We start from the raw sequence: 26,385 nt of genomic DNA on the forward strand, positions 1-26,385 counted from the left end.
TACTTCTTGCGTAGTGCCTATTACCCAATGCCGATTAACTAACGCTACTTGGCTCAGGTAATTGATTATTTTCAGGGGGTGTCGTCTCTTGTTTTGATTCGAACTTACCGCTATCTAGTTTCATTAATAACGGAGGTAAAAATAGGAAGTCGACAACAAGCGCAACAAATATGGTAATTGCGGTCATAAGGCCCATATCAGCATTTAAACTGAAGCTAGACTGCGCAAGCACGACGAACCCTGCAACTAAAACAAAGGTTGTTGTCCATAGCGCTTTACCAACATGGCCAAAGGCGTAGCGTACCGCTGTTTTTGTATCGGCTTGGTTTTCGCGACGAGCGTGTAAGTACTTACTTAAAAAGTGTACGGTGTCATCGACAACAATCCCTAACGTCATGCCGATAACCACCGAGATACTCATACCAACTTGGCCAACACTTAGTCCCCAAATACCAAAGGCAACGCCAGCAGGAATTAAATTGGGTAACAAGCTAATTGCACCGAAACGCCAGCTTTTAAGCGCAACACCTAAAATCACCGAGATAAGGATTAACGCGAGTACCGTACCCACTAACATGCTGTTAATGCTGCGCTGTCCAATATGGGCAAACATCAAACTTGGGCTTGCAATGTCAACTTGATATTGGCTGGCATTGGCAGCAAACCAGTTGTTAATGCGCATTTCTAATGCGATCAACTCTGTGCTGGTCATGTTTTTGAATGTACCCACAATTTTCGAGGACGACTTATCAACATTTAATTGGTTATTCAGATCTAAGCCATACGGTAGTGACATTTCATAAAGCAATAGGTACTGCGCCGCCATTTCTTGGTCGGTTGGCAATTTGTACCAAGCAGGGTCGTCGCCATGCATATTTTTATTTAAACGCTTTAACGTATCGGTAATCGTATTTACATGGTCGGTTTCTGGCTGTTCGCGCAACCAATCGGTAAAGTTAGAAACGGCGCTTAAATACTCCGGTTGGTTGATGCCGCTAGATGTACCGGTTTTCACAGACACTTCTAATAACGTCATGCCAGATAAATGCTCTTGCATGTAATCTGTCGCAACACGGTATGGAATATTGGTATCAAAGTACTTAACAAAATCATCGTTAAGTTCATTTTTCGAGATAAACAATGTTGATGCAATAATTAGCACGCTGGTTAGCGGAAGTAACAACTTACGCTTAGCAATAACTACATTCGCCAGTTTTTCTATGGTGTTATTTTCTCCGGCTTGAGCTTGTTTTACTTTTATCGGTAAAACCGTCAGTAACGCTGGAAATACAGTAATCGAGAATACAAACGCCAGCATCACGCCAACTGCCACCATATTACCTAAGTCATGAAACGGTGGTGAGTCAGAAAAATTCATGCTTAAAAAGCCAATAGCGGTAGTAATACTCGTTAAGAAAATTGGTTGGAAATTAAGGCGTAAACTTTTTGCTATGGCTGTTTTCTTGTCGCTACCGTGGCGCATTTCATAGAACATACTCGATAATATATGGATACAATCAGCAACGGCTAACGTTAAGATCATCGTTGGTGCAGATGACGACGGCCCGGTTAAAAACATGCCCATCCAACCAGCAATACCCATAGTGGTTGCAATACTTAAGATAATGACGATAACCGTGGCAAAAGTGCCTGAAATTGTTCTTAGTAAAAAGCCAATAAAGACAATCACGATAAGAAACATTAGCGGGATAAGCGATGCACTATCGCTCATTGCGACTTCAGTAAATGCTCCGTTCATCATCACCATGCCAGATAAATGCACTTGTACACCTGGATTGTCTGCCAAGAACTTTTCCGTCATTTGCTTAACAAATAGCGATACTTCAGGCACTTCAGCATTTAAGTCTTTACCGGGAAATTGAATGCTGACATTAACGACCGATACATGACCTTCGGGTGAAATAATTTTATTTACCAAAAGCGGTTCGTTAACCGCAATGGTTTTTATTTTGGCTAATTGCGCCTGTGTAAGTGACGAGGCATTCATCACTAAGTCTTCAACAATTAGGTCATCTTCTTCAGCAAAGGTGTATTGGAAGTTGGTGACTGAGTCAACACGAGTCGAATACGGTATTTGCCAACTTTGTTTGGTTAATTCTTTTAGCGCCTGTAAGTGCTTAGCGGTAAAGACATTGCCATCTTCGGGGACGACAACAAAAGAAACATTATCACTTTTGTTGTAGATGTTTTGCATAGATTCATAAGCAACTAACTGCGGATTGTCTTCGCCAAAAAACACTCGATAGTCACTTTTAAATATTAAATTTTGCGCGCCTGAAGCTGCAAAAAATGCGAAGGATAGGCTAACGAGAATGACCCAAACAGGGTGCTTTCCTACAAAGCCAAACAGCTTATCTTTCATACTCTCTCCATTATGACGAATCGTCATCATTTATATTAAAAAAAACGGTGTAAGCACCGGTTTTGTTATTATTCCAACTAATTTTTCAATCAGTTTTATCTGTTTTAAACACAATATTAGCTATTGAGTAAAACAGGTCTTATAGTGACGAAACGTCACTATATTGGTATAAAAAAACGGCCAAAGCCGCACCACAAAAATGTGGAAAAATATATTTTTTTTAACTGGTTAGGTAAGTTAATAGGTATTAGCGACACTAATGCCCATAACAAATTAACTAACCAAAGTTAAATTCACGCCCCATTGCTTTTAACAAGGCTAACTCACTCGGAAAAACATTTCGCAATGCAAGCTCTATCGATTGACGATAGTCTTTATCTTTCGATAAAGGTAACCATGCCAAGCCATCAAATAATAAGTTTGATTGATTGATTAATTCACGCTCAACGACCAAACCAGAACTACCACTACATTGTTCAACTTCTGACGATAATAATGAAATCGTACCAAACCCTTGTGACCAAGTTGCAAAACAAACTTGCTGTATCTCCATATGCGCAGGAATAATCAACTGACCTTTTTTCAGTGCATCCTCAATAATACTAAAGGTCGTGCCCATCATTTTCGCTTCAAGTTGCTCTTGCTCTTGAATGCGTTTCTCGCTTGATTTTCCAAATACCGTAGGGCTTTTAGCACACTGCACACTTTTAAACAGCGCAGGGTGCAAAATCGCGTAAATAAGATAAGAAATATTCAAAAGCAACATACGCTCACGCGGGCACCCCTCATATTGAGCCGCTCGACTAAACAAGTCATGCATAATGGTAATCGCTTGATTGCCAATGGCTAAAAACAAATCCTCTTTACCGAGAAAGTGCTTGTAAACCGTACCTTTAGAATAAGAAACAGCAGCAACGACCTTATCCATGGTGATATTCTCTACCCCATCTTTGTCGATTAGCGCAATCGTAGCATCGATAATATCTTGCTCTCGCGCTTTTAAACTGTATTCATCTAGTACTTTCGGTGCCATTGACGACTCTGTGCTGTGTTAGCTACTTATTTAATCTACATTTCATTGGTGACGATTCGTCACATAAGGGCGATATAATAAATGGAATAATAATTTTGTCAATTATCAACTACCAATTATTCTTTATTATTTAATTGGTAAATGAACAAAATCATCTCAACGTGGTACAGCTAACTAGCTATACCACATTGAAAAATAAATGATAATTTAGCTAGCATGAAGGTTTGAAATTTAAGGCTGGTAAATTATTTATCATCATATTCGTGGCACTAATCCCAAAAACTCACTTAGCTTTGCTGGTTTTACAGCAGTAAGAACACTCAATAGCAGGCATTTATTTCTAACAAAAATTTGCGCTCAAACAAAGTCACGCGATAAACCACACTACTCGGCAGTGATTTAGAGTATTTAGTCTAGACTATTTGTCTAACTTTATTTATTATGCGCGCCGTAAATTTCTAGCACTGTTAAAAATGAAGTAGGTATTTCGATGGCTGACGTTGTAATGGGTATTGATGCATATTGTGCGAAATCAATTGTAATAAGTACGAGTGCAATTTTTGCATTTGCTATTGCCGCTGTTTATTCAGGGTTTTTAGCGGATTGATAATTAACCTTTATGTTAATTTAAGATTACTAGTTAAGAAGAGTGCGTTTAACACTCTCTTCTTAACAAGCTAACATCTTTACTTTTCTTCTTGCGATTCGAGATCTGTTACAGTCACGCGACCGCCTCCAAGATTAACCGCTCTAACTCTCATTAATTCTCGCAACTTCATCACTTGTGCATATGATTTTTTGCTTTTCTGTTGAGTAGCATCAGTTGCGACACTCCCTTCATGATTTCTAAATGTGCCGTAGATATCAGCAGTTCGGTAGTTTTTGATATTGGTGACAAATTCCTTAGCATTCGCTACATCTTCATTAATACTTTTATTAGCATGCTCTAATAAATGCGCTTTTAAATCACTTTGAAAATCAGGGAAAAATTCAATGTTTCGTTTGTAGAACTGCGCCACCCTTACCGTGCCTTTAGCGCCATTAAATTGCGTCCCACGATTTGAGTTAATAAACTCTTCGGCATTATCTTTAAGTGCATCAAAAACATTGTAACCAGTGTACGCTTTTTTACGAATATTAGGGCTACCTCGATAGCCTTGATAAAGACCATAAATAACCAATGGTTCGTCTTGATATAAATTTGGCAAAATTTCGTAGTGTATATCGTTTAAGCTTAATGCGACTCCTTGAACATTAAGCAATTTTTCACTGAAGAACGAAAGCTCGCCAGACAATCGAGATTCTAGGTTCTCGACAGGGTATATTTGAGCTATCTCGTTAATTACCGTTACATTGTATAAATTAAGCCAATAAGCCAGTTGCTGCCTTTTGGTATAAAACGATAGCGGTGTATCTGACGGAATGCTCTCTAGGCTTTTTCGCAGCTTTACTATTTTCTCCTGCTCTTCTGCTAAATTCTCATAAAAGAATCGGTTGGTTTCATTCTCTGTTGCGCCGTCTATATTGTGCCTCATACGAGTGCCAGTGTTTGGACGAACACTTTTCGCCCAACTACGCGTCGAACGCCCCATATCTAACACACCAGCATGTAGCAGCTCATTAACTACGGTAAAATCCATACTTAAGGTCGATTTCTCGGCATGCTGCGAATAAAGCGAAGATATAGAAGTTGTTGGTTGTGAAGCAAAAGCTGCTGACGTTGTACAACACAACATGGCGACCAGCGCTGTTTGACGGATAAAGTGGTTGATGCTCATAACTGTCCTTATCGTGAGTTCATTGAGAATTAACGCTAAGTATTAATTGACCATGGCTATTTTTCAATCAACTTGAACTGCCAAATTGCAACAAAACGTTTATAAATTTATTAGTTGAGATAAAAACGCCCCTTATCGGGGCGCAATAGTATTCAGTAGTTACAGTCGATTGCCATCTTTATCTAAAACAATTGGATCACCATAACCTAACGACTTCATACGATTTAGCTGTGTTTTTGCGTCACCAACAACAACATAAATCATCTGCTGCTCATCAGCATGTTTGTTATAGATAGCTTTTGCTTGCTGCAACGTCATCGATTGTAGTTCTTGTTGCTGCTGTTCAATGTAATTGTGTGGCAAGTCAAATTCACTAATGGTATCTAGCATTCCGACAACATTATTGATCGTTTCAAAATAACGTGATTTTTGCTTCATCAATAAATTTTTGGTGGTATCTAGGTCTGATTGTTCAAAGGTTTCAGCATAGTTACCTACTAAGTCTTTAAATATTTCTAATGACTCTAAGGTGACATTGGTTCTTACCTGCGAGCGAGCAATAAATGGCGTGTCATAGTGACGCTGACTCATATAAGAATAAGCACCATAGGTATAACCTTTCTCGATACGCAAAGTCTGAAACAAACGTGCACTACCACCAGCACCCAGGCGATTTTGAGCAACAGTAAACGGGTAGTATTCAGGGTCAGTGCCATTTAAACCAGGTTTACCCATCATAATGACAGATTGTTTAGCATTCGGCACATCAACAAAAAACACTTTCGGTTTTTTCACAATGGCAGGTGTTTTGAATTCCGGCAACTCAATTGCTTTACCTTGCCACTGCTTAGCTAAATGTTTCGTGCTTTTAACAATTTCTTGTTGAGAAATATCACCTACCACGTTTAACGTAGCGTTCATTGGTGAAATAGCGTTTTGATAAAAATGCTTTAAATCGTCTAGCGATATTGAAGCTACCGTATTTTTAGTACCAATAGTCGGTAACCCTGCTCTATGCTTTGTGCCATAAAGCTGCTTATAAAACACATTAGAAGCAATGGTGTCTGGCCTTGCGTAGTTTTGTTCAATCGTAGTTAAACGGCTGGCTTTAATGCGATCGAATTCTTTTTGATCCCAGCGAGGTTCCAATAACATTTCTGTTACCAAGCTCATCGTTTGTTCAAAATTGCGTGCTAGCGTATTGCCATAAATATAAATGCTGTTGCCATCAGATGAGATATTTATACCTGCGCCAAGTAAGCCTATTTCGTCATCTAGCGCTTCAGGGGTTTTATTTTTTGTCCCTTCGTTCATTAACTGGCTAAGTAAACTCGCCGTTCCTAATTTATCGAAGCTTTCTAACCACGCCCCACCTTCTATGCGCAATTTAAAATTAACAAGCGGCAATTCTCGGTGTTCTACGTTCAATATCTCCAAGCCATTACCCGCTTGATAGGAATGAACTTCAGGTACTTTAATCAGCGGTAAGTCACCTAATTCTGGTTCACTTCTATCGTTTTTAGTTTCGGTTTTTTGATACGCGACGCTCATATCTGAATCAAAGTTTTTCTCAGCACCTGCAACAATTTGTTCTTCTTTAACATTCGCGATTAGTGAACCATCAACAATTAGTTCTTGCTGTCCCTTAGGAACAAAGCTCGTCATGATGAACGGCTTTTTGCTGATGTATTTGCTATAAACTCGCATCACATCTTCTTTTGTGACGGCTTTAATATTCTTAATATCTTGCGTAATAAACGCAGGATCGCCAGCATATTCCTCATAAGTACCTAGCTGAAATGCTTTATCTAATGCGCTAGAAATCCCGTTATAAAACTTGGTTTCTAATTTTGCCTTAATAATATCTAGGTCTTTATCACTGAAACCTTTTTCTTCAAAACGCGCTAAAGCTTCATTAATGCCAGCATAAACAGCATCTAAATCAATGCCCGGTTTCGCTCTAACATGCAATGTAAAAGTACCGGCCACTTCTTGTGAACTGTTGTATGCCCATGCAGAAGGAGCAAGTTGTTTTTCTTCAACTAACACTTGATATAGCGGGGCTCTTTTTCCTGAACTTAGAATTTCAGACAACACATTTAGCGCATAGCTATCTTTTGAATATTCTTCGACCGTAGGAAATGTCATCCGTAATTCAGGTAGTTTGGCAAAATTATCTATATGATAGAGTTTCTTGGTTTCTGCTAAAGATACGGGCATTGGCGCCATATCCGCCACCGGCTCTGAAGCGGAAATTTCACCAAACCAATACTTAACCAGCTCCTTTGTTTTAGCAATATCAATGTCGCCAGCTATGACTACTGTTGCGTTTGATGGGCCGTAATACTGTTTATAGAATTCCTTTACATCTTCCAATGTCGCGGCTTGCAGATCTTCTAAATCACCTATGACAGTCCAGTTATACGGGTGATCTTCTGGATACAAGTTTTTACGAATAACATGGCCTGTATGACCATAGGGACGATTATCAACGCGTTGACGTTTCTCATTTTTTACGACTTGCTTTTCGCGCTCAAGTGCACCTTCGTTAACTGTTTTGATCATATAGCCGAGTCGATCTGAATCTATCCACATTAGCTTTTCAAACGCATCTTTAGGCACCACTTCGTAGTAAATTGTGCCGTCGCTCCACGTACCACCATTGCGTGTTCCTCCTAGCTCCTCAATCATTTTGCGATTGGCGCCTTGCGGAACATTTTCGGAATCATTAAAGGCCATGTGCTCAAAGAAGTGGGCAAAGCCTGTACGCCCTGGTTTTTCTCTGTTAGAACCAACATGCACTATGGTAGAAATAGCGACGATAGGATCAGATTTATCTTGATGAAGAATGATGGTAAGGCCGTTATCTAACGTGTATTTTTCAAAAGGAATAGATAATTCCGCACTTTGCTGAGCTACAACGTCCGTATTAGTTTCGTTAGAGCCAATTGATTGCATTGATGTTGATACACAACCAGCGGCTGCTATCGCAATACATGAGGCTAAGAGTAGTTTCTTCATTGATAGGTTCCTGTTTCAATATCCATATATATTATTTTTTTCATGAAGGCGTATTTGCCTTGGGTAAGCCACTATATCCGAAGATTGCACCTTACACACAATTGTTAATAACATGTTACAACTTTATTGGAAAATTTAGCTCAGCTTATAGCGAATAGTCAAATAGCTAAGTATTGAAAACTCAATAAACAGAAATTACTAATTATTAATCTTCATCAATACCCAGTTCATTTTATTTGGCTAGAATTTTGCCAATTATTCTTTTTGGTAAAACAACATGTCTGATATTCAACATTATATGACAACCCATCACAGAGATTGTGACGAAATCCTCGCCGATGCAGAAAGTCCCTTAGCCGAAGGCGATTGGGCTGGTTATCAGCAAAAATGGCGCGCATTTGTCTCAGAATTACTTCATCACTTAACAATGGAAGAAGAAGTATTGTTCCCAGCATTTGAGCAAGCTACAGGGATCACACAGGGCCCAACAATGGTTATGCGCAGTGAACATGAACAGATGCGAGCCTTTGTCGCTCAAATGGAACAAGCGATAGCGTCGCAAGATCAAGAACGTGCAATGGGCCTTGTGGAGAGTTTAGTCTTATTGATACAGCAACATAATATGAAAGAAGAGCAAATGTTATACCCTATGTGTGATATGCGCTTGCCAGACAACGCTAGCACTTTGGCACAAATGCAATCTGTAACGCGTTAATGGCTTTTGTCGCTCTCGATGTAAGTGATTTATCACCGCCATTGCCGATGCAAGTAATTATTAAGGCGCTGGTGACATTGGAAAGTGGACAAGTATTGAAAGTTTTTCATCGACGAGAGCCTGTGCCGCTTTATGCAATTCTCAACGAGCAAGGCATGGCATGGAGTCACCACGCAATTGGCGAAAGTCAGCATTATGTTTATATTTGGCGAGCCGATGATGCTCAAGCTGATAACTTTATAAAACAGGCTCTTAAATAGGCTACTTATGCGTTTGAGCGGTTTGCAGTTTGACAATATTCCAGCACTTAACATACCGTTTCGCTTTTATTTAACCGCGCCAATATTTGCGATTTTAACTGGCGTGCTGCTGATATTTTGGGGCGAACAAATATGGCTCAGCCGCTGGATGCCTATCACATTAGCGACAACCCATCTTATCGCTTTAGGTGTTGTTGCCATGATCATGTTTGGCTCGCTCTTTCAGCTATTACCCGTACTTTGTGGAACACCTATTCCCATTAATTCGAAAGGTGCGATAGTTTTTATATCTTTACTTTCTTTTGGCATACTTTGCCTGTCAGCCGCATTTTTACAGCAATTAAGCTTTCTTCCTGCCCTTTTTTTACTGTCGATAAGTCTATTGAGTTTTGGCGTAATTTTGATTTACACCTTATGGTTTAACGCCAGCGGTTTCTATACTCGGACACCTGTACTGTTAGCGGTAATCATGCTTGCACTAACAATAATATTGGGCTTTAGCTTTCTGTTAAATTATCAAACGGGCTATTTCGGTGCACTTCCTAAATACTGGACAAATATTCACGCCGCTTTTGGAACACTTGGCTGGGTTACTTTGCTCATTATTACGATTAGCTTCCAAGTTATCCCTATGTTTCATGTCACACCAGAGTTTCCTGTCACTATAAAAAATCACTACCCATTTGGGTTGTTTATTTTACTAATTTCACTAGCAATCGAATTACTCTTTAGCAATAGCCATGTCACCTTTGCACTTATTGCTACCTTACTTGCAACATATGCAATTGCTGCCTTAAAGCAATTGAGTTTGCGAAAACGCAAATTACCGGATACTACCATTAAGTTTTGGCAGCTCAGTTTAAGTTCACTGTTAGTTTGCTCGTTTTTGTTAGTGGTCAATTTATTTACCTTATCATCCAAACAATTACCGTTTTCCTTAGATAGCATAATAGGTGTAATTTTCGTGGTGGGCGTTGTGTTAAGTGTAATTCAAGGGATGTTACTCAAAATTGTTCCTTTTTTAATTACGCTTCATCTGCAACAGCACGCAATGAAATACCCAATGGGAATGGGGCTAATGCCAGACCATTACGCAATTATTTCACGTCAACATGGTAAGCAGCTTTATTGGATACACCTTGGCACATTAGTCATTGTGGTAATGAGCGCTTTCATACCAAGTTTAACGAAGCTAGTTGGTATATTGTTCATTATAAATTGGGGCTTTTTATGGTTAATGATTTCACGCGCTTATAACGCCTTTTCAAGAATTAAACTCGATATTTCAAATGCCTAACCCTTATTTATTTTTAGTGAATAAATTCAGCAAAACGTTAACCATCTCTTACTTGATTCAGGTCAATTAATAACCACCTAACAATTCTATAATTAGGGTGAAAGCCCCGAACATATCAGGTGGTAATGAATGGCTAGAAAACCTGTAAAAAAAACCCGGCGCCAATTTATGGTTAATACCGCACAAGCGGCATGTTCAGTCGGCGTGGTATCAAGCTTAATTGGTGGCTATGCAGCCAATTCCAGTGCGAGTGATGCGCAAGCACTTCGACCACCAGGCGCACTTCCAACGCAAGATTTCCTATCAGCCTGTTCACGGTGTGGTTTATGTGTTCAAGCATGTCCTTATGACACATTAAAACTCGCCAGTTGGTTAGACAACGCGCCAAATGGCACTCCCGTTTTCGATGCGAGAAAAACGCCTTGCGAGATGTGTGACGATATTCCTTGTGTGCCAGCATGTCCTACAGGTGCTTTAGATCCAGAGTTGACCAATATTGACGATGCCAAAATGGGTATCGCGGTTATTGTTGATCGTGAAAGTTGCCTAAACTTGAATGGCTTACGGTGCGATATTTGTTATCGCGTTTGCCCTTTACTTGGCAAAGCCATTACATTAGAACGCCGTCAAAATCCTCGTATTGATTACCACGCAATTTTGGAGCCCGTTGTCCATGCCGATTTTTGTACAGGTTGTGGCAAATGTGAGCATGCTTGTATTACTGAGGAGCCGGCAATAAAGATTCTGCCAGTCGATTTGGCGAAAGGAAAAATCCAAGATCATTACCAACTCTATTGGCAAACCGATCAGGCAAAAGAGCTAGAAGCAGGGCCCGATTTACCTAAGCTCAATATTGCTAAACCGGAGTCGAAATAATGAAACAAGCTATTGGTAGCGCTGCTCAACAAGAGCACGGCATGTGGTATGCTCATCGATTTCTTATCTTAAGACGCCTTTCCCAAAGTCTGATCATTTTACTTTTCTTACTCGGCCCTGTTTTCGGCATATGGATAATGCGCGGCAACCTTGCCAGCAGTACAGTATTTGATACCGTGCCGCTATCTGATCCTTACGTGTTTGCCCAATTACTTTTTGCCGGTCATATTCCTGAAGCAAACGCGATTATTGGTGTTAGCATAGTACTCGCATTTTATTTCTTTGTCGGTGGTAGAGCATATTGCTCTTGGGTATGCCCGATAAATATGGTGACAGACTTAGCCGCTTGGTTAAGAAGAAAACTCGGTATCAATGCACATACCAATATTCCTAAACGATTACGATTAGTCATTTTAGCTGCCACGCTTTTGGTCCCTTTAGTAATTAGCATTGTCGTATGGGAGCTGATAAACCCCGTATCAATGATAAATCGCGCCATTGTTTTTGGCATCGGTTACGGCTGGTTAGTGCTTGTCGCGATATTTTTACTGGATTTTGCAGTCGTTAGAAACGGCTGGTGTGGTCATATATGCCCTATGGGGGCATTTTACGGCCTAATTGGCAAGGTCAGATTAACTAAGGTAACAGCAGTTAATCGCGAGCAATGTAATAATTGTGGTGATTGCTATATGGTTTGTCCAGAGCCACAAGTGTTAAAGCCACCATTAAAAGACGCGAAAGAAGGTGTTTCGCCTGTAATTAATGACAGTGACTGCACTAACTGCGGACGATGTATTGACGTCTGCGCTCCTGATGTTTTCAAAATTACGATAAGTAGTAATTAAGCGATAATCATTTACATTACCCTTGATGTTGATCCCTATCAATGAAGCTTTAATTGTCAATTGCTGGCAAGACCACTACACGTTAAGGTAAGGCTATCTAAGCTAATTGTAGAAAGATCATGACAACAAGTAATGTGCAAGCTGTTACAAACGTAGCAGACAGTGAACAAGAAGGTATTTTTTACCAAGAACAACACAACGAATCTGCGCTGTTTGAATATGCCTTCAATAATCAATTGCCTGTACTTATCAAGGGCCCAACAGGCTGTGGTAAAACTCGCTTCATCGAACACATGGCGAATAAGCTTAATAAGCCACTTTATACCGTGGCCTGTCACGATGACTTAACTGCTTCTGATCTCGTTGGCCGTCATTTAATCGGTAGCGATGGGACATATTGGCAAGATGGACCGCTAACTCGTGCTGTACGTGAAGGTGGTATTTGTTACCTAGATGAAGTCGTTGAAGCTCGTAAAGATACCACGGTAGTGTTACACCCTTTGGCGGACAATCGCCGCATTCTTCCAATCGATCGCACGGGTGAAATGTTAGAAGCTCACCCCGATTTTATGCTGGTTGTTTCTTACAACCCCGGCTATCAAAATTTACTTAAAGGAATGAAGCCGAGTACTCGTCAACGCTTCGTTGCGATGCGGTTTGATTATCCAGAAGCAGAAATAGAGCAAGAGATATTAATTAAAGAAACGGGCGTCGAGCCTCGCTTAGCTGGTCGCTTGATTGAATTAGCTCACGCACTGCGTCGTCTAGAAGACAATGACTTAGACGAAGTAGCATCGACACGTTTACTTATTTATGCAGCCAAGATGTTAAAAGTGGGCATGAAGCCACTTGAAGTTTGTCGCTGCTGTTTAGCAGAACCATTAACTGATGATCCACAAACAATTGAAGCATTAATGGAAGTGGCGCGTATATACTTTGATGATTAGCTAGCCATGACTCAAAGTATCTCAGCATCGATAGATGCTGACAGCACCATAAAAATCGTTGATAAAAGACTACCTGGCGATCTAGCCATGTGGTTTTTTATCCTTGCTGAACTGTCAGTTTTCGCCATATTTTTTATTGGCTTTGCTGTTACTGAACAACTTAATACCGAGTTATTTACCGCCAGCAAAGCAAAACTCCACCCTGTTGCTGGCTTAATCAATACACTCGCTCTTATTACCAGCAGCTTTTTTGTCGCATTAGCGCTACATGCCATATCCCAACAAAAAGTTAGGTCAACGGTCATTTATTTAGTATTAGGGCAATTGTTAGCGCTAGTATATTTAGTGGTCAAACTATGGGAATACAGCTTCCTATTCGATGCCGGTATCGACATCGAAACCAATACTTTTTTTACACTGTATTTTCTCATTACCGCATTTCATTTCCTGCATGTCATTTTGGGTATGGTGATTTTGGCTTATATAACGCTTAGAGCCAGAAAAAATGCTTACCAACAAGATATATCGGGTTTTGAAGCAGGCGCCAGCTATTGGCATATGGTGGATTTGCTTTGGATTATATTATTTCCTTTAGTGTATATAATTTAGATAGCGACTTTTAAGACAATGAATACGACTAAAATTATCGCAAGCTGGTTTATTTTGATCACGTTAACCTTACTGTCAGTGTTTGTTGGACAGGTAATTGGTAATCACTCACTGTTTTTGTTTTTAGTATTGGCAATTGTCTCATTAAAAGGTCAGCAAATTATTGATATCTTTATGGAGTTGAAAGAAGCACCTCGCTTTTGGCGACTTTTGCTATTAAGTTATGTACTACTAGTTCCTGCGATTATTTTGGTAATTTATTTGCTTTAAGGAGAATGAAATGGCTGATGAAAATAAAAAAAAGAATAACCTAGCCATAATCATGCAGTCGCTATATCTATCTAACCTATTGCTGGTTCCTGGCTTATCATTTATAGCAATGTTGTACTTATTTTTTCGGCATAAAACTCAATTGCCTAAAGGTGTTGCGAAAGTTCATTTGTACCGTTCAATACAACTTTCGCTCGTTGCTGGCATTTTCCTTGTCGTATTACCTTCGATTGCCTTGTTAATGTCTTATAACTTTCAATTGTCTCTGATGTTGTCATTAGTTTACTTTGTAACAATTCACGCATTTTTTGTCCTGATCGGCATGCTTAACCTTACAAAAGCTATGGTTAATAAACTCCCTCTTTTTTGATTTAGACCAAGTATTTGCGATATACGATCACATTTATTTACATATGGTAAAAAGTTTGATTTCCATCAACTTTACTAAAGCGCATTGTGTCTATTATCAGTAGGCTTTTTTAAGTTAATGGGGATAAAACCATGTCGGAAAAATTTACTAAAGGCATGGCTCGAAATATCTACTACGGCGGAAGCGTATTCTTCCTGCTTATATTTCTAGCTTTGACTTTCCATACCACCAAAGAGATGCCCAAACGGGATAATCGACACAACCTTACCGAAGCTGTAGAGCGAGGCAAAGAGCTTTGGGAAGATAACAACTGTATAGGTTGCCACTCCTTAATTGGTGAAGGTGCTTACTATGCGCCTGAATTAGGTAACGTATATGTACGTCGCGGCGGAGAAGCTGGCTTTAAGGCATTCTTCAGCGGTTGGATGAAATCTCAACCATTGAATATTCCTGGCCGTCGTCAAATGCCTAACTTCCATTTAAATGACCAAGAAATTGACGATTTAGCAGAATTCTTAAAGTGGACTGCTGAGATGGACGTTAATGATTGGCCACCAAATGATGAAGGGTAACGCAATGAATACTTTAAAATATCAATCTCAAGCAGTTGCAAAACCTTATTTTATATTTGCACTAGTACTCTTTGTTGGCCAAATCTTATTTGGTCTACTGATGGGTTTACAATATGTAATGGGAGACTTCTTAGCGAGCGCCATTCCATTTAACGTTGCACGTATGGTGCACACTAACTTACTTATCGTTTGGTTGCTCTTTGGTTTTATGGGTGCTGCGTACTACTTAGTGCCAGAGGAAGCCGAAACCGAATTATACAGTCCTAAGCTAGCCATTACGCTCTTTTGGGTATTTGCTGCTGCCGGTGTATTAACTATTTTAGGTTACTTATTAGTGCCGTATTCGACACTTGCAGATATCACCCTAAACCACCTTTGGCCAACCATGGGCCGTGAGTTCCTAGAACAACCAACCATCACCAAAATAGGTATTGTCATCGTAGCATTAGGTTTCTTATTTAACCTAGGTATGACTATCTTAAAAGGTCGTAAAACTGCGATCAATATGGTGTTAATGACTGGTTTAATCGGCTTAGCGGTATTCTTTTTATTCTCTTTCTATAACCCATCAAACTTAGCATTAGATAAGTATTTCTGGTGGTTCGTTGTTCACTTATGGGTTGAAGGTGTTTGGGAATTAATTATGGGTGCAATCTTAGCATTCATCTTAATCAAAACGACGGGTGTTGATCGCGAAGTTATCGAAAAATGGTTATACGTTGTTATCGCAATGGCATTAATCACAGGTATCTTAGGTACTGGTCACCACTTCTACTGGTTAGCTACTCCTGAGTACTGGCAGTGGGTAGGTAGTATCTTCTCAGCATTAGAACCGTTACCGTTCTTTGCTATGGTACTGTACGCATTTAACATGGTTAACCGTCGTCGTCGCGAACATCCTAACAAAGCGGCTACGTTATGGGCACTAGGTACAGCTGTAATGGCATTCTTAGGTGCTGGTGTATGGGGCTTCTTACACACGTTATCACCAGTTAACTACTATACACATGGTTCACAAATTACCGCAGCTCATGGTCATATGGCTTTCTACGGTGCATACGCAATGATTGTTATGACAATTATTTCATTCGCTATGCCTAAGATTCGTGGTATCGGTGAAGCTATGCCAAACAGAGCGCAAGTACGCGAAATGTGGGGCTTCTGGTTAATGACTGTAGCTATGGTATTCATCACACTATTCTTAACAGGTGCTGGTGTATTACAAGTATGGTTGCAACGTCTGCCAGAAACTGGCGAAGCACTTAGCTTTATGGCGACACAAGACAAATTAGCAGTTTTCTACTGGTTACGTGAAATTGCAGGTGTTGTGTTCTTCCTTGGTTTACTTTGTTACTTATCTAGCTTCTTCACTAAAGAAAAAGCAGCATAATTAAGTTAACTAATATGCTAATATTTATTAACCGCGATAGTGATATCGCGGTTAATTTATTTTAAAAGGGTTCATTGTGGACAGAGTAGAAACAACCGAAAAACATTTGCTTCAGAAAATTGCAAAAATTGTTGGCTATATTTGCACACTTATTGCGGTAATTTTGGGTATTTATTTAGCCACTATCTATGGAACAGATGACGTTGTTCATAAATCAGCAATTGGCGCGACTACCTTCTTCTTCTTTATGGTAGGACTAGTACTTAACGTGTTAGCAAACACCAACTTACCTAATTTAAAAGTAAAGTAGCTACTACCACTTATTAGGTAGTAGTTATCACATCCTTAATACATATCAAATAATATTTACGTCAGTTTGATAAGCTCAATCCATAATTAATTAAGCATTGGCAAAATTATGGAAGAATGGGTTGGCGAGATTTGGCATAAATATATCACCCGTAAAGCCAGCACAGATTATCACGATGCTCGAATCGAGTTCTCGCAAGTAGCGAAAGCTGTTGGCGTGGTTTATCGAGCACTTGGTGGTGAAGCGGTTAAACGTATTGAAGCAGCATCTCCAAGAGATTATGCAGTTAGACGAACGTTCCTACAAAAAATTGCCGGTGAAAATCAACAGATTAGTCTTGCATGGCAGGACGAAGAAAGTCTGCGCTTGCCTGAGACTCTTGCTGTATTTTCAACTAAAGAATTAAATAGAGACTTATACATTTGGTTAGCGGTACTCGCTGCCCATCATCAAGACAAGTTCAGACATTGGGCAATAGACAACCAAGCTTTAGTGCTATCTGTTTTAACGGCTTATCCTAGTTTACAGGCGAGATATGATCGCCTTGCAAAAGCTTTTGTCGAAAGTCGCGCTGATATATCAAAACGCCCAAAAGAAGAACAGCTAATGGAGCAGTCTATTGTTCAAGCTGTAGTAAATCCTGGCTCAGTTAACGCATTTCCTGTAGTAGATTACGCACCACAACCTGTTTACTTATGGCTTTATCCAAGCGCTAAAGTCAACCCAAATATATTGCCTGAATACAATGAAACTGAGCTTGATGAGCAACAAAAGCATTTAGCAACAAAAGGCAAAACTAATCGCAAAAAAGCAGAGCGTGTAGAAGCAAACGACGAAGATAAAGGTATGATGATCTTTCGCCTTGAAAGCATGTTTTCATGGAGTGAATTTTCTAAACTCGATCGTGGCGAGGATGATAGTGATGAAGATGATGATGAAAACCAGCGCGTCGCTGAAGATTTAGATAAAATTTCGTTATCGCAGCAGCAAAGTCAAAAAAGTGCACGGATCAAAATAGATTTAGATTTACCTTCTCCGTCAGAAGACGATATTCCGTTAGGCGAAGGTATAAGACTGCCTGAATGGGACTACAAGCAACAAGTACTCGTTAAAGAGCATTGTTTATTGCAGCCCATGTTACCAAAGGATTCTATCGCTAAAAAACTTCCCCAACATCTTCAAAAAACAGCGAAGAATATTCAAGCGCAATTTGAGCAATTACAAACATTACGTTATTGGTTAAAAAATCAATCTCAAGGTGAAGAAATTGACCTAAACGCTTGGCTTGATTTTTATGTCGAGCGACAAATCGCTCCAACCGCTGAAAGAGGGATTTATCAAAGTTTTAGGGGTGGTAATCGCGACCTTTCGTGTTTGTTACTAGCAGACCTTTCTATGTCTACAGACGCTTATGTCAGCAACGACCAGCGGGTCATCGATGTAGTGAAAGACTCAATGCTACTCTTTGGTGAAGCGCTTAATACCGTTGGCGACAATTTTGCCATGTACGGATTCTCTTCTGTAAAACGCCATCATGTGCGTATGAGCCTTATTAAGAATTTTAACGAAAAATATAGTGATGACATTCGTGGGCGTATTCAAGCACTAAGGCCAGGGTTTTATACCCGTATGGGCGCCGCTATTAGGCAGGCGACCAAGGTATTACAGGAGCAAGGTTCAACACAAAAATTGATGTTAATCCTTACCGATGGCAAGCCAAATGATATAGATCACTATGAAGGTCGATACGGCATTGAAGATACTCATCAAGCGATTATTGAAGCGAAAAAACTCGGCATTAAACCTTTTTGCATAACCGTCGACCAAGAAGCTGAAGCTTATTTACCATATTTGTTTGGCCAATACAGCTTTACAATGCTATCAAACCCAACACAATTACCTGTATGTCTTCCGCAAATTTATCATAGACTTACAACGCAATAATAGGAGTTGACGTGACTACTCAATCAGACAAAGTACCCTGTTTATATTGCCAAACTGACAATGATGCTAGTGAAGGTCAATGCAGTAATTGTGGGATGCCGTTAACGAAGGCGCACCCATTAGATAGAAATAAAGGTGTGAATTTTTTTAAGAAGGCGTTTTGGCTGATCGTGATTTTTTGCGTGATAATGGTCTTTTACTTACCTAGATGATGCTGACAGAAAGTCTGGCAGCATCATCTAGTAAAATAATCATTTTAAGCCTTTAGCGATCATTACTTCGCTATATTGCTTGTCTGTACCATTTATATGATTCAACAACCAATTGGTTAAATATTTACTTATTTCTGCAAATGCTTCATGACCATGTTCTGCATATTTTGCATCTAGTACATTAATTTCTGCAATCATGGCTTGATGTTGTTTTTTATGCGCTTCTATATCTTCATAACCCGCTTCTTCCATCATTTTTTCTTCGCGTTCAAAATGATAGTGAGTGTAATCTATTAGTTCTTTAAGCGATTGGCGCTCAAACGATTCACCCATGTAATACTCATAAGCAGTATTAAACTGATTTAACAACGATAATAGTTTTCGATGATCGGCATCTAGCGATTCGATACCCACACTATAGCTATCTTTCCACCTTACAACTTTGTTACTTTTGTTATAACTATATAAGTATGGGATAGCGACCAATACGATCACTAATAGCCACGACAACTTGTTATCAAGCCCCATTAAAAAGCCTAAGAAAATAATTACTGTTAACAGCCCAATGATGGCTGCATAAATTAACGCTCGATATTGTTTAGTCATTGTAATACCCACATTTTTTTTAGTGTTTTAAGAACACACACTTAGGCGCATACGATCAATAAAATCAAAAGTCCCGACCTAATCTTATTGGCAAATTCTTTTTTGTATACCGTTTTCACCTATTAGATTGTGTTAGATCAAAGTTCTACATCAACGCTCAAAAATCACACAAAAAAGTTGATCTAGAACATATATGTAACAAGATTTATCAGTAATAGTGCTTGCCAGAAAGGTAGAAACCAAATCAAACATAGTTGTAAACCGGATTTATTAGTCCAAAAGAAGATTAAATATTTCCTCTACCTAGATAACTAACTATGAATAATCTCTGGAGAGAAAGCATGAATAAAATCAAACATGGTTTAAGCATTCTTAGCCTTGCGATGGGTTTTGCAGCAACGGGCTTGAGCATGAGCGTTTCAGCAGCTGAACCAACCTTATCAAAAGCAGATTTCGAAAAAGCACAATTACATTACTTCCAGCGCTGTGCTGGTTGTCATGGTGTTTTACGTAAAGGTGCTACAGGTAAAAACCTTGAGCCAGAAAATATGCTTAAGAAAGGCCAAAAGCGTTTAGAGAAAATCATCGCATTAGGTACCGAAGGTGGTATGAACAACTTTGATGATTTGTTCACCAAGAAAGAAATTGCCAACCTTGCTACCTTTATCCAAATGACACCACCAGTTCCACCGGAAATGTCTTTAGAGCAAATGCGTAGTCACACTAAAGAGTACGTTGCTCTTAAAGATTACCCAACTAAGCCTGTTCACGGCCGTAACTGGAAAAACTTCTTCGTAGTAATCGAACGTGATGCGGGTAAAGCAGCAATCGTTGACGGTGACACTAAAGAAATTATTGACCACATTGATACTGGTTATGCGGTACACGTAATCAAAGGTACTGAAAAGCATAAGAAAGACACTGCAAAAGACGTTGGTCGTTTCTGGTACACCATCGGTCGTGACGGTAAAGTTAACAAAATCGATTTATGGCAAAAACCAGGCAAAATGTTAGTTGCTGAAACTAAGATGGCATATGACGCTCGTGATATCGCGGTATCAGGTGACGGTAAATACGTTATTGCTGGTGGTTACTGGCCTGCTCACTTCGTAATCATGGACGCTGAAACTCTTAATCCGCTTAAAGTGGTTTCAACTCGCGGTTACAACACTAAAGGTGAATTCATTAACGAAGCACGTGTAGCAGCTATTTACACAGCTCCAAATGAGTCTGCATTCATTGTTGCAGTTAAAGAAACAGGTAAGATGTTACAAGTTGACTACACAGACTTAGACAACTTAAAGATTACTGCTATGGAATCTGCAGAATTCTTACATGACGGTTTCTTCGATCCTTCAGGTCGCTACTTCCAAATCGCTGCTAACGCATCAAATAAAATGGTTGTTGTTGATACTAAAGACGCTAAGTTAGAGAAGATGATCGACGTTGACTCATTACCTCACCCAGGTCCAGGTGCTAACTGGATTGACGAGAAATGTGGTCCTGTTGGCGGTACTACTCACTTAGGTGTAGGTCTTGTTTCTGTTTGGGGTAACGATCCTATCAACCGTCCAGAGCAAGCATGGAAACTTTGTTATGAAGTTGAAACAGACGGTGCTGGTGTATTCATCCGTACTCATGAAACTTCAGACTATGTATGGGCTGACCAACTTAAGCACCCAGAGCCAGAAATTCAACAATCTGTACAAGTTTTCGATAAGAAAACTCGTGAAATCGTTAAAACAATTCGTGTAACTGAAGAAGAAGGTAAAGCTGCGCTTCATATCGAATTTAACCAAGACGGTTCAGAGGTTTGGGTTTCAGTTTGGAACCGTACGGATAACAAAAACCCAACTGGTGAAATCGTAGTATACGATGCAAAAACTCTTAAAGAGAAAGCACGTATTAAAGGTTTAACTACACCAACTGGTAAGTTTAACGTTTACAACCGTGTAAACCACAAAACTTAATTATTTTTAATTCCGATTAAAAATAAAATGGCGAGCATAACTTTGGTTATGCTCGCATTGCTCTTTCTGCATTCACGAGTTGATTATGGATAACATGAACAAAAAGCCTAGTTTCTGGTCACGCAGAACAGTATTAGGTACTACCGTGGCTGGCGCGGTCGTTTTCTTCATTGTTGGTATTATCTTTTGGGGTGGTTTTAACACTGCCATGGAAGCTACAAATACCACAGAATTCTGTATTGGTTGTCATGAAATGGAAGCCAATGTTTATCAAGAATATACCCCTACCATCCACTATTCTAATCGCACGGGTGTAAGAGCTGGTTGTCCAGACTGCCACGTTCCAGATCCTTGGATTCATAAAATTGTGCGAAAAATACAAGCATCTAGGGAAGTGTTTTTCTGGTTAACAGGAAAAATTGACACAAAAGAAAAATTTGAAGAGCATCGCTTATCGCTTGCCAAAAGCGTATGGAATGCGATGAAAACAACTGATTCAAGAGAATGTCGTAACTGTCATAACTTTGAATCAATGAACCCAGAATTCCAAAAACCGAGAGCACGTAAACAACATTTAAATGCTTTTGAAACCGGCCAAACCTGTATTGACTGTCATAAAGGTATTGCCCATCACAATGTGCGTGACAAACTAACTGACGAAGAGTTAGAAACAATTGAAGCGCCAAATCCTGACTATATTCGCGAAGTACCACAGCTTTATAAAGATGGCTTAGCACGTGTAGAAGCCAAAGAAGCGGCTGAAAAAGCGAAGAAAAAAGAAGAAGCTGCTGCAGAGAAAGAGAAGATGCAGCAAAAAATAGAACAAGCAGTTGAAGCAGCGCTAGCAACAAGCGGTGGTTCTGCTAGCAAAGAAAGTACATCAGCACCAAGCAGTGCAGCTCCATCGGGTGAAAGCGCTTCGTTTGATGTTGATTGGGGTAAAGCAAGCTCACGGGATATTACGTTATTCTACCCAGGCACTGCGTCTATCGAATGGATATTGGGCCGCAATCATGGTGGTAAACGCGCATTCTCTAAAGGTGACCCTTGTATTGAATGTCACGAAGAAGAAATAGCTGATATCGGTCAGTTAATTGTCTCAGGTGAAAGCGAAAAAGAACTAGAGCCAAACTTAATTCCTAATAAACGCGGCAGTATTCCGGTAACAATTGATGCGACACATGACGCAGAAAATGTTTACTTGAAATTTAGCTGGCCAAATACTGAACATACCCCAGCACCATTTGTTGATGGTGGAAAAATGGATCCAGCCAACCAAATCAAGTTAGCTTATATGATAGCTACCGATGAAGTTGAATTTGCTGACCGCGCGGGTTGTTGGGGTTCATGCCATGCAGATGCTAATACAATGCCATTTGCTCCAGAAAAAGATGCACTTGCTAATAGTGAACTTGCTAGTCGTTTAGATTTAAACAATGGTGTGACTAAGTACATTAAAGAAAGCCGTACTAAGTTAGAGCTGAAAGGTCGCCGTGGTAAAGCACTAGGCGGCTGGGATAAACTTAAGTCAGCTGAAGAAATCACTGCAAGCGTACAGGCTAAGCAATTATTCGACCTTGTTCGAGTTAAGTCTGGCGACAGCGCAGTTGAAGATGGTTACATCCTAGATGAACGCAAGATGCATGGCGGTCAAGGCGGTCAAGCAGTAGCAACCCTTACTGGTGATACTTGGACGGTAACTATCAAACGTCCACTAGTATCAGATAAAGAAGGCGATGTGACGTTAGAAGCAGGTAAAGTCTACAACTTTGGTTTTGCCATTCATGACGATTACACCAGCGCTCGCTATCATCATGTATCATTCGGTTACCGATTGGCGCTAGACAATGAAGAAGCGCACATTAATGTAACCAAGCAATAATTTAGCTTTCGAAAATAGCTGGTATTATTGCTAAAAATGAATAAAGCTTTCTCTACAAAGGGAAAGCTTTTTTATTTTCTATCGCGTTTAAGCTAGGTTAATCGAACAATAGCGTTCAAATAATAATATTGGAATTAAGGAAGTAAATTAATGAAAAAAATAATCAATAAGCTAGCCGCGCCGCTACTACTTATTTCATTGTTAGTTTGCGGCAACGTATTAGCAAAGGAGCATGTTGTTGAAATTTACAAAAAAAAATTTATTCCAGCTGAGCTCACTATTAACCTTGGTGATACGGTAATTTGGAAAAATATCGAGAAACGTCAATATCATAACGTATGGTTTCAACAGCTATTCAAAGAAGAACCTGAATACATTTTTCCAGATGAGTCCTATCAACTGACATTTAATGATAAAGGTGAGTTTCCATACCTCTGTGGGCCTCACCCCAAAATGACAGGCACAATTACCGTAAAATAATTTTCTCTTCACCAATGTGATATTCTGCGTGAGTGAAATTCGACGCAGAATATCATTCATTTCAAACCTTGATTCAAATCAACACCACTTAACTATTTACCATCTGTTAACAGCAAATTTTTATTTAATAACCATAATGGTATTCAGGCTATTAAAATAAGGACATTCATATGAAGCTGTTCTCACCCGCAATTAAAATATCTAACTTGCTTTCATTTAAAGCGAAATTTGTCATGGTGTCTCTGTTTTGTATCTTTCCGCTGATATTTTTCTTTGCAAGCTTGACGATGTCTCAATGGCAGCGGGTTGATCGAGCAGAGTATGAATTAAATGCCTCAACTTACATAGTACCGCTAAGACTTTTGATTGAACATATTGCACAAACACGAGGAATGACAAATGTTTACCTCAATGGCGATAAGTCAATTGAAAGTAAAATTTTGGCAAAAAGAAAAGTTGTCGAAAGTGACTTTAGCAAACTCTTAAAAGTAGATGAAAAGCTAGGTGCTATCTTGAATAGCCAAAACATTCCACGCTCTTTGAAAAGCCGTTGGTCAGAAATCACCAACAAAGCATTTGCTGGGCAAGCGGCAGATATTTTTGGGCTTTATACAGAGCTCATTGCCGATACCATCGATTTCATGGATACCATCGGCCGCCAAGGTAAAATGCTACAAGATGAGCACGCTTCCAATAGTTATTTAATTAGTAGCTTGCTACATACCTTACCTGCGCAAATTGAATCTTTGGGACGATTACGTGGTAAAGGTTCTGGTGTACTAGCTGCCAAAGCACTCACTACTGACAACAAATTACAAGTTGCCGCATTAGCCAGCTCTCGTCACGCTAAAAACTTAGCAAAAGACATCGAGTACTTATTTAGCACGGCACCTGAGCTGAAGCACTCTTTACAATCGCCCTATCAGCAAGCATCGAATAAGCTAATAAATTATTTAGCATTAGCAGATAAAGAAATAGTAAAAGCAACCAAGGTGTCAATGGCACCAAATGACTTTTTTTCCCAAGGCACCGAAACTATATCAGCCCTATTGGTATTGTTTGACACCATGCAGCCATTATTAGAAAAGCAAATGACATCACAAATTAACACGGCAAAATTAGCTATCTACTTCTATATATTTGTCATTGTTGCGGTCGTATTAATATTAGCCTATTTCTATATCGGCATTTATCTGTCAATTAAATACAGTCTGAACAAAATGACCATTGCCGCACACTCAATTTGTGATGGTGACCTTGATACTCGACTAACGTTAAATACCAAAGATGAATTACAAATAATAGCCGCTAGCATTAATGAAATTACCGACGCACTTAGTCGCTCAATCATTGCTGTTAGAGCATCGAGCTATGCTATTGCCGAGGCTGCGGATGAGATTGCTTTAGAAAGCCAAAAATCGGCAGAAGGTATGATGTCTCAATCACAAGAACTGGCGATGACATCGACTGCCGTCACCGAAATGAGTACGTCAGTTCAAGAGGTGGCTAAGAATACGGAGCTTGGCTCTGCCTCGTCGCAACAAGCAAGTGAGGATGCATCAACAGGTACCGATATTGTCAAAACAACTATCAGCGCGATAAACCAATTAGCAGAAAATATTAATTTTTCAGCGCAAGGAGTTAATAAGCTAAAAGAAAGCAGCCAAGATATCACCAATATCTTAGACGTTATTAAAGGTATTGCCGATCAAACCAATTTGCTTGCACTAAATGCAGCCATTGAAGCTGCCAGAGCTGGGGAGCAAGGTCGAGGCTTTGCCGTTGTAGCAGATGAAGTACGCACACTAGCAAAACGAACTCAAGATTCAACATTAGAAATCCAAAGCATGATCGAGCTTATCCAATCGGGTATTACTGATGTATCCGGTAGCATGATTAAAAGTCAGGAATATGCTAACTCTTCGGTAGAGCAAGTCGCGATGGCAGGAGAGTCACTGTCATCCATTGCGACCTCCGTGAGTAGCATCAATGATATGAGCATCCAAATTGCCTCAGCAGCAGAAGAGCAATCTTGCGTGTCAGAAGAAATTGCTCAAAGCATAGTGCATATTAGTGATGTCGCTGATAACGCTTCAAAAGGCGCACAAACTTTGGCACTAGCAGGCTCACAACTTTCAGCAATGTCTAAGGAAATGCGCTTAGTTATTCAACGATACAACATCGACGAAAACAGTTTTGACCAGCATGAAGAAAAACTTCGCCTACTGCATTGGCAAGATAAATATTCCATCGGTATAGAAGAAGCTGATCGTCAGCATAAAAAAATGGTAGAAATGATGAATGAAGCGCACATCATGTCTCATCAAAACCGCAGCAGTGCGGCAATTGCTAACGCCTTATCAGCATTGCTTGAATACACCAAAGTTCATTTTGAATGGGAAGAGAATTTTTTTGACAATCATGGCTACCCTAAGGGCGAAGAACATAAAGCTAGCCATCAAAAACTAGTGTCAGAGCTGGAACAGCATATGGATAAAATAAAGGTATCTGAGCCGACAGCGATTGACGCCGAAATGGAACAGCTAAATCAGTGGTTAATCAAGCATATTGAGCACAGCGATAGAGACTATGCTCGCCATGTTATTAGTCAATAG

The 26,385-nt window shown here is 39.7% G+C and carries 22 protein-coding genes and 1 pseudogene; 18 read left to right on the forward strand and 5 right to left on the reverse strand.

Annotation, left to right across the window (positions count from 1 at the left end; all coding sequences use genetic code 11):
* Positions 1 to 34 precede the first annotated feature (34 nt).
* The 4 genes from HII17_RS03425 to HII17_RS03440 all read right to left on the reverse strand — a co-directional run bounded on the left by HII17_RS03425 (position 35) and on the right by HII17_RS03440 (position 8,215).
* Positions 35 to 2,383: an efflux RND transporter permease subunit gene (locus HII17_RS03425; RefSeq protein WP_169073893.1), complete on the reverse strand. Its 2,349-nt coding sequence runs from the start codon at positions 2,381 to 2,383 to the stop codon at positions 35 to 37.
* A 277-nt stretch (positions 2,384 to 2,660) separates the two neighbouring features.
* Positions 2,661 to 3,416 (reverse strand): TetR/AcrR family transcriptional regulator, encoded by a 756-nt coding sequence (locus HII17_RS03430; protein ID WP_169073894.1) that lies wholly within the window; start codon positions 3,414 to 3,416, stop codon positions 2,661 to 2,663.
* Between the two features lie 686 nt (positions 3,417 to 4,102).
* Positions 4,103 to 5,194 carry a DUF547 domain-containing protein gene (locus HII17_RS03435; RefSeq protein WP_169073895.1) on the reverse strand — a complete coding sequence of 364 codons (1,092 nt, stop codon included), beginning with the start codon at positions 5,192 to 5,194 and terminating at the stop codon, positions 4,103 to 4,105.
* A gap of 159 nt (positions 5,195 to 5,353) precedes the next feature.
* A complete protein-coding gene (locus HII17_RS03440) occupies positions 5,354 to 8,215 on the reverse strand; it encodes a M16 family metallopeptidase (RefSeq protein WP_169073896.1) in 2,862 nt (953 codons plus the stop codon).
* A 277-nt stretch (positions 8,216 to 8,492) separates the two neighbouring features.
* Here HII17_RS03440 and HII17_RS03445 point away from each other — a divergent pair, with 277 nt between their 5' ends.
* The 13 genes from HII17_RS03445 (at position 8,493) to HII17_RS03505 (ending at position 18,620) form a co-directional block, all read left to right on the forward strand.
* On the forward strand, positions 8,493 to 8,930 hold the full coding sequence (locus HII17_RS03445) for a hemerythrin domain-containing protein (RefSeq protein ID WP_169073897.1): 438 nt from the start codon (positions 8,493 to 8,495) through the stop codon (positions 8,928 to 8,930).
* On the forward strand, positions 8,930 to 9,190 hold the full coding sequence (locus HII17_RS03450) for a DUF2249 domain-containing protein (RefSeq protein ID WP_169073898.1): 261 nt from the start codon (positions 8,930 to 8,932) through the stop codon (positions 9,188 to 9,190). Before HII17_RS03445 ends, HII17_RS03450 begins: the two co-directional genes overlap by 1 nt.
* A gap of 7 nt (positions 9,191 to 9,197) precedes the next feature.
* Positions 9,198 to 10,487 (forward strand): hypothetical protein, encoded by a 1,290-nt coding sequence (locus HII17_RS03455; RefSeq protein WP_169073899.1) that lies wholly within the window; start codon positions 9,198 to 9,200, stop codon positions 10,485 to 10,487.
* A gap of 129 nt (positions 10,488 to 10,616) precedes the next feature.
* Positions 10,617 to 11,363 carry a ferredoxin-type protein NapG gene (gene napG / locus HII17_RS03460; protein ID WP_169073900.1) on the forward strand — a complete coding sequence of 249 codons (747 nt, stop codon included), beginning with the start codon at positions 10,617 to 10,619 and terminating at the stop codon, positions 11,361 to 11,363.
* Positions 11,363 to 12,208, forward strand: a complete 846-nt coding sequence (gene napH, locus HII17_RS03465; RefSeq protein WP_169073901.1) for a quinol dehydrogenase ferredoxin subunit NapH — start codon at positions 11,363 to 11,365, stop codon at positions 12,206 to 12,208. The genes napG and napH overlap by 1 nt, the downstream gene beginning before the upstream one ends.
* 119 nt (positions 12,209 to 12,327) lie before the next feature.
* Entirely contained in the window at positions 12,328 to 13,155 is an 828-nt protein-coding gene (locus tag HII17_RS03470; RefSeq protein ID WP_169073902.1) for a CbbQ/NirQ/NorQ/GpvN family protein, read from the forward strand.
* A gap of 6 nt (positions 13,156 to 13,161) precedes the next feature.
* Positions 13,162 to 13,764, forward strand: a complete 603-nt coding sequence (locus HII17_RS03475) for a cytochrome c oxidase subunit 3 family protein (protein ID WP_235938625.1) — start codon at positions 13,162 to 13,164, stop codon at positions 13,762 to 13,764.
* An 18-nt stretch (positions 13,765 to 13,782) separates the two neighbouring features.
* On the forward strand, positions 13,783 to 14,034 hold the full coding sequence (locus HII17_RS03480) for a cytochrome C oxidase subunit IV family protein (protein ID WP_169073903.1): 252 nt from the start codon (positions 13,783 to 13,785) through the stop codon (positions 14,032 to 14,034).
* Between the two features lie 10 nt (positions 14,035 to 14,044).
* The gene (locus HII17_RS03485; RefSeq protein ID WP_169073904.1) at positions 14,045 to 14,404 is read left to right on the forward strand and encodes a hypothetical protein; all 360 of its coding nucleotides are present in this window, start codon (positions 14,045 to 14,047) and stop codon (positions 14,402 to 14,404) included.
* A 131-nt stretch (positions 14,405 to 14,535) separates the two neighbouring features.
* Complete coding sequence (locus tag HII17_RS03490; RefSeq protein ID WP_169073905.1) at positions 14,536 to 14,976, forward strand: c-type cytochrome; 441 nt, start codon at positions 14,536 to 14,538, stop codon at positions 14,974 to 14,976.
* Between the two features lie 4 nt (positions 14,977 to 14,980).
* Positions 14,981 to 16,366 (forward strand): cbb3-type cytochrome c oxidase subunit I, encoded by a 1,386-nt coding sequence (locus HII17_RS03495; RefSeq protein ID WP_169073906.1) that lies wholly within the window; start codon positions 14,981 to 14,983, stop codon positions 16,364 to 16,366.
* Positions 16,367 to 16,442: 76 nt separating this feature from the next.
* A complete protein-coding gene (locus HII17_RS03500; RefSeq protein ID WP_169073907.1) occupies positions 16,443 to 16,676 on the forward strand; it encodes a hypothetical protein in 234 nt (77 codons plus the stop codon).
* 108 nt (positions 16,677 to 16,784) lie between these two features.
* Positions 16,785 to 18,620: a nitric oxide reductase activation protein NorD gene (locus HII17_RS03505; RefSeq protein WP_169073908.1), complete on the forward strand. Its 1,836-nt coding sequence runs from the start codon at positions 16,785 to 16,787 to the stop codon at positions 18,618 to 18,620.
* Between the two features lie 251 nt (positions 18,621 to 18,871).
* On the opposite strand, the gene HII17_RS03510 is transcribed toward HII17_RS03505, so the two are convergent.
* The gene (locus HII17_RS03510; RefSeq protein ID WP_169073909.1) at positions 18,872 to 19,438 is read right to left on the reverse strand and encodes a bacteriohemerythrin; all 567 of its coding nucleotides are present in this window, start codon (positions 19,436 to 19,438) and stop codon (positions 18,872 to 18,874) included.
* A 341-nt stretch (positions 19,439 to 19,779) separates the two neighbouring features.
* Here HII17_RS03510 and HII17_RS03515 point away from each other — a divergent pair, with 341 nt between their 5' ends.
* The 5 genes and pseudogenes from HII17_RS03515 to HII17_RS03530 all read left to right on the forward strand — a co-directional run bounded on the left by HII17_RS03515 (position 19,780) and on the right by HII17_RS03530 (position 26,385).
* Entirely contained in the window at positions 19,780 to 21,408 is a 1,629-nt protein-coding gene (locus HII17_RS03515) for a cytochrome D1 domain-containing protein (protein ID WP_169073910.1), read from the forward strand.
* Positions 21,409 to 21,490: 82 nt separating this feature from the next.
* Positions 21,491 to 22,042 (forward strand): annotated as a pseudogene (locus tag HII17_RS19010) (NapC/NirT family cytochrome c); the annotation flags it as partial.
* 3 nt (positions 22,043 to 22,045) lie between these two features.
* Positions 22,046 to 23,290, forward strand: a complete 1,245-nt coding sequence (locus HII17_RS19015; protein ID WP_408033874.1) for an ethylbenzene dehydrogenase-related protein — start codon at positions 22,046 to 22,048, stop codon at positions 23,288 to 23,290.
* A gap of 150 nt (positions 23,291 to 23,440) precedes the next feature.
* Positions 23,441 to 23,770 (forward strand): cupredoxin domain-containing protein, encoded by a 330-nt coding sequence (locus tag HII17_RS03525; RefSeq protein WP_169073912.1) that lies wholly within the window; start codon positions 23,441 to 23,443, stop codon positions 23,768 to 23,770.
* A gap of 170 nt (positions 23,771 to 23,940) precedes the next feature.
* The gene (locus tag HII17_RS03530; protein ID WP_169073913.1) at positions 23,941 to 26,385 is read left to right on the forward strand and encodes a bacteriohemerythrin; all 2,445 of its coding nucleotides are present in this window, start codon (positions 23,941 to 23,943) and stop codon (positions 26,383 to 26,385) included.

It is taken from the genome of Thalassotalea algicola, assembly GCF_012932965.1.
GTDB lineage: Bacteria > Pseudomonadota > Gammaproteobacteria > Enterobacterales > Alteromonadaceae > Thalassotalea_F > Thalassotalea_F algicola.